This is a genomic window from Sphingomonas sp., from assembly GCF_036387535.1.
In the GTDB taxonomy this organism is placed as follows: domain Bacteria; phylum Pseudomonadota; class Alphaproteobacteria; order Sphingomonadales; family Sphingomonadaceae; genus Sphingomonas_R.
This window is the reverse complement of sequence record NZ_DASVTO010000039.1, coordinates 1-4,770: the sequence shown is the minus strand read 5'-3', so window position 1 is coordinate 4,770 and position 4,770 is coordinate 1. Positions and strand designations below refer to the sequence as shown.

At 67.7% G+C, this 4,770-nt stretch carries 4 protein-coding genes and 2 pseudogenes; all 6 read left to right on the top strand.

Annotated features, from left to right (window positions below):
• A partial coding sequence (locus VF649_RS03280; protein WP_331010529.1) for a response regulator occupies positions 1-428 on the top strand: 428 nt, incomplete at its 5' end.
• 58 nt (positions 429-486) lie between these two features.
• Positions 487-867, top strand: a pseudogene (locus VF649_RS03275) (tetratricopeptide repeat protein); the annotation flags it as partial.
• Positions 868-1,044: 177 nt separating this feature from the next.
• Positions 1,045-1,512: a cytochrome c gene (locus VF649_RS03270; RefSeq protein WP_331010528.1), complete on the top strand. Its 468-nt coding sequence runs from the start codon at positions 1,045-1,047 to the stop codon at positions 1,510-1,512.
• Between the two features lie 26 nt (positions 1,513-1,538).
• Positions 1,539-2,516 (top strand): cytochrome c oxidase subunit II, encoded by a 978-nt coding sequence (coxB, locus tag VF649_RS03265; protein WP_331010527.1) that lies wholly within the window; start codon positions 1,539-1,541, stop codon positions 2,514-2,516.
• Positions 2,513-4,396 (top strand): cbb3-type cytochrome c oxidase subunit I, encoded by a 1,884-nt coding sequence (locus tag VF649_RS03260; RefSeq protein ID WP_331010526.1) that lies wholly within the window; start codon positions 2,513-2,515, stop codon positions 4,394-4,396. Before coxB ends, VF649_RS03260 begins: the two co-directional genes overlap by 4 nt.
• 10 nt (positions 4,397-4,406) lie before the next feature.
• Positions 4,407-4,770, top strand: a pseudogene (locus tag VF649_RS03255) (cytochrome C oxidase subunit III); the annotation flags it as partial.

The window sequence follows — 4,770 nt, the reverse complement described above, 5'->3', positions numbered from 1 at the left end:
CGACTGTCGATCGGATCGCGGAGCCGGTGCAGGCGCGACGCGCAGCCAAGGTGCTGCTGGTCGACGACGAGGATGTGGTGCGCTTCGCGACCGCCGATATGCTGCGCGACATCGGCTATATCGTGGTCGTAGTCGCTTCGGCGAGCCAGGCTTTGGCGGCGGTGCTCGGCGGGCTGGACGCAGATGTCGTCGTCACCGATTATCTGATGCCGGGCATGACGGGCGGCGAGTTGATAACCGAATTGCGCGCGGCCGGGCACCGCATCCCCGCGCTGCTCATCACCGGTTATTCCGCCGCCGGGGCCGACGTGCCCGGCGACGTGCCCCGGCTGGCCAAGCCGTTCCGCCAATTCGATCTGGCGGCGCGCGTCGACGAGGTGCTGAGTGCGCCGCCCCCGCGCCGCGGGCATCTGCGCGCGGTGGAATAGGGCGGACGCCGGTGTCGACAGGTTGATCCGGCGGCGCGGACGTGGTGCGATGCGCGCGATGATTCCTGCCATTCCTGTACCCGGACACATGCCCCCACGCCTGGTCGAAGCGGCGCTGGCGCTGCACGACAATCGACTGGGCGAAGCGGAACCGCTGTTGAAGGGGTATCTGAAGGCCGATCCCTTTGATGTGCGCGCCATCCGCATGCTGGCCGAGCTGGCCGGGCGGATCGGCCGGTACAAGGATGCCGAGACGCTGCTGCGGCGGGCGTTGGAACTGGCGCCGGGGTTCGGGGCGGCGCGGGGGAATCTGGCGATCGTCCTGTATCGGCTGAACCGGCCGACGGAGGCGATCGCCGAACTCGACCGGCTGATGGGCGACGAGCCCGATCATTTGGGCCACGCCAATCTGAAGGCCGCGGCAGTTGCGGGCAGCGGCCGTATATCGTGACGAATACGCCGCGGACGATCGGGGTGCGGGCGGGGGCCAGGTTCTGATGCGTGAAGGTGTGTCGGCGCTTCTCGACGATGCTCGAAACGAACGGATGGGGCGTGCGGCCCTCGCGACTTGATCTGGGTTGAGCCGGGGCATGTTAAGGGCTGCTAGCGTCGTTACGTGAGGGGCACGAGGGACATTGGGCGAGTGCTGGCGGCAGGTGCGCTGCTTGCCGTCGCGAGCGGCTGCAGCCGTGAGGCGCGGACGATCGGGCCGGAGCAGCCGCAGACGCCGCCGTCGGGCGCGCAGGATCCCAGGGCCACGGCGTTTCAGGGCAATGTCTATCAGGTCGCACAGGGTGGCCGTTATTTCACCTGGTATGGGTGCGGGCGGTGCCACGGTGTCGATGCGACGGGGGTGCGCGATCTGGCGGATGGGCGCTGGAAATATGGCGGGACCATCGACCGGGTCTTTGCGGTCACCGCCAACGGGCATGGCGGCGGCGACAGGGTGCCGACCGAGCAGGTCTGGCAGATCGCCGCCTTCGTCCGCGACCTGCACAGCCATACGCCGGGCAAGCGGCACCGGCAGGACAACGACCTGAAGGGCGAGCCGCAGGGCGCGGCATGGTCGGGGCCGCTGCGATGACGCCGAGAAATGTCGCCGTGATATCAATGGCGTGTCTGGTGCTGGGGGCCTGCGCGGGGGTGCAGACGCCGTTGATGCCGGCGGGGGTGCAGGCGGAGCGGCAGGCGGCGTTGTTCGCCCTGATGCTGATCGTGTGCGTGCCGATCTATGCGCTGGTGATCGCCGCGTTGGGGTGGAGCGTGTGGCGCGCGCGCAGGAAGACGGGGGACGCGCCCGATCTGACGCCGGCCGACGCGGTGCTGGGGCGAGGGTTGATACTGTGGGCAGGGATAATCCTGATTGGGCTTAGCGTGTTGATTACGGGCAGTTTCCTGGTCGAGCGCAAGCTGGCCGCGGTCCGGCGGACGCCGGCCTTGGCGGTGCGGGTGACGGCGCATCAATGGTGGTGGCGCATCCAATACCGTGACCCGGCGAGCGGCGCGTGGATCGAGACGGCGAACGAATTGCACCTGCCGCAGGGCCGCACCGCGCGGCTCGCGCTGGGCTCCGCGGATGTCATCCATAGCTTTTGGGTCCCCAATCTTGCCGGAAAAATGGACGTCATTCCCGGCCGCGACAATGTTCTGGACGTTATTCCGACGAAAACCGGCTGGTTTCGCGGCCAATGCGCCGAATTTTGCGGAATTCAACACGCACATATGGCGATCGACGTGAAGGTCGAGAGCCCGGCCGATTTCGCGCGCTGGATGGCCGCCCAAACGCGAGTGCCGACCCCGCCGACCGACCCGGTCGCGCGGCGCGGCCTGGCGGTGGTGACCGGCGGTGCATGCGCGGCGTGCCATGTCGTGCGCGGCACGCCAGCGGCCGGTCGCGCCGGGCCGGACCTGACGCATGTCGGCAGCCGGCGATCGATCGCGGCGGGCGTGCTGCCGATGAGCCGTGGCGCCCTGCAAGGATGGATCGCGCAGCCGCAGGCGTTGAAGCCGGGGACGATGATGCCGACGATCACGCTGTCCGGGGCCGATGCCGATGCGGCGGCGCGGTATCTGGAAGGGTTGCGATGATCCCGGACCTGACGCGCCTGCGGCTGACGTGGAGCGACCCGCCGGGGCTGTGGGGGTTCCTGACCACCGTCGATCACAAGCGGATCGCGGCGCGATACGTGTTCACCGCGGTCGCGATGCTGTTCCTGGCCGGTATGCTGGCGCTGGACATGCGGTTGCAGCTGAGCGCGCCCGACATGGGGCGGATGGGGCCGCAGCTGTACGACGAAAGCTTTACGCTGCACGGATCGACGATGCTGTTCCTGGTGTCCGTCCCCGTGATGGAAGCGATGGGAATATGGCTGGTCCCGCTGATGCTGGGGCAGCGCAACCTGGCGTTCCCGCGGCTGGCGGCGTTCAGTTACTGGCTGTACCTGGGCGGGGTGCTGATGCTGTGGATACCCCATATCCTGGACATCACGCCCGACCTGGGATGGTTCGAATATCCGCCGCTGTCGGGACCGGGATATTCGCCGGGGCACCGCACCGACATCTGGGCGCAGATGATAACCTTCACCGAAGTCGCCGCCCTTTCGGCATCGGTCAACATCGCCGCGACGATCATCAAGATGCGCCCCCCGGGCATGACGCTGGCGCGGATGCCGGTGTTCATCTGGGCGATGCTGATCGCGTCGCTGATGACGATGGTCGCGCTGCCCGCGGTGATGCTGGTGACGAGCATGCTGATCGCCGACCGGCTGGTGTCGACGCAGTTCTTTACCCCCGCGGGCGGCGGCGACGCGTTGCTGTTCCAGCATCTGTTCTGGTTCTTCGGCCATCCGGAGGTGTACATCATCTTCGTTCCCGCGATCGGTTTCGTCACCGCCATCGTCGAGACGTTCAGCAGGCGCCCGATCTTCGGCCATATCGCGATGGTCCTGTCGCTATTGTCGATCGCGGTGCTCGCGTTCGGATTGTGGGTCCATCACATGTTCGCAGTCGGCCTGCCGCGGCTGGGCAACGATTTCTACACCGCCGCCAGCATGGCCATCGCGCTGCCCGCGGGGATCCAGATATTCTGCTGGATCGCGACATTGTGGAGCGGACGGCCGCGGTTGGACACGCCGCTGCTCTGGATCCTGGGCTTCATCGCGACGTTCGTCATCGGCGGATTGTCGGGCGTGATGACCGCGTCCGCGCCGCTCGACCTGCAATTGCACGACACGTATTTCGTCGTCGCGCATTTCCATTACGTGCTGGTCGGGGGCGCGATGTTCCCGTTGTTCGGCGCATTGTGTTATTGGTATCCCAAGGCGACCGGTCGGCTGATGTCCGAATTCTGGGGCAGGATCGCCTTTGCGCTGATCCTGGGCGGGTTCAACCTGGGCTTCTTTCCGATGCATATCCTAGGCCTGATGGGGATGCCGCGGCGCATCTATACCTATGGGCCGGAGATGGGCTGGGGCTGGCTGAACCTGGTCGCGACGCTGGGATCGGTGATCGCGGTGGCGGGCGGGCTGGTGTTCGTCGCCAATGCCTGGTTGAGCCGGACGCGCGGCGTGGCGGCGGGGGCGGACCCGTGGGGCGGTGCGACGCTGGAATGGGCGACGCCGTCCCCGCCGCCGCCGCACAATTTCGACGCGACCCCGGTCGTCGCGCACATCGCGCCGCTGTGGGACGATCCGCACAATCTGCCGGTGATGATCGGCATGGCCAGCGACCGGCGGCAGGTGCTGGTCACCTCCGCGATCGACGCGCATCCGCAATATCGCCAGAAAAGCGCGGGCCCGTCGATCTGGCCGGTGATCGCCGCGCTGGCGGTGACGGCGATGTTCATCGGCAGCATCTTCACGGCCTGGGCGGTCGCATGGGGTGCCATCCCGATCGCGATCGCGCTGGCGTGCTGGTTCTGGCCCCAGCGCGACCGGGCGCATACCGGGCCGCTTAGAGTGCGGACATGAGAGTGCGGACATGATGAGCGCGCGCGAAACGACCGTGACCGGCGACCTGTCGGGCCTGCCGGAAAGCGAGACCGGCGCGCGCCATCTGGTGTGGTGGGGCAATGCCGGGTTCATGGCGATCGAGGGCATCGGCTTCGCGCTGGCGGCGGGAGCGTATCTGTATCTGGCGAGCCAGAGCAAGGCGTGGCCGCCGGCCGGCGACCGCCTGCCCGACCTGGCGTGGAGCGGCATCTTCACCATCGGCCTGATCGCCAGCGCCCTGCCCAACATCTGGGTGCTGCGCCGGGCGGAGGCGAAGGACGAAGGCGGGGTGCGGATCGGCGCGCTGGCGATGACGATCGTCGGGACGGTCCTGCTGGCGGTGCGCTGGATCG

Bases quoted from the DNA above. Each gene is read 5' to 3' on its own strand.
- VF649_RS03260 (WP_331010526.1), top strand. From the start codon at position 2,513: ATGATCCCGGACCTGACGCGCCTGCGGCTGACGTGGAGCGACCCGCCG.
- coxB (WP_331010527.1), top strand. From the start codon at position 1,539: ATGGCGTGTCTGGTGCTGGGGGCCTGCGCGGGGGTGCAGACGCCGTTG.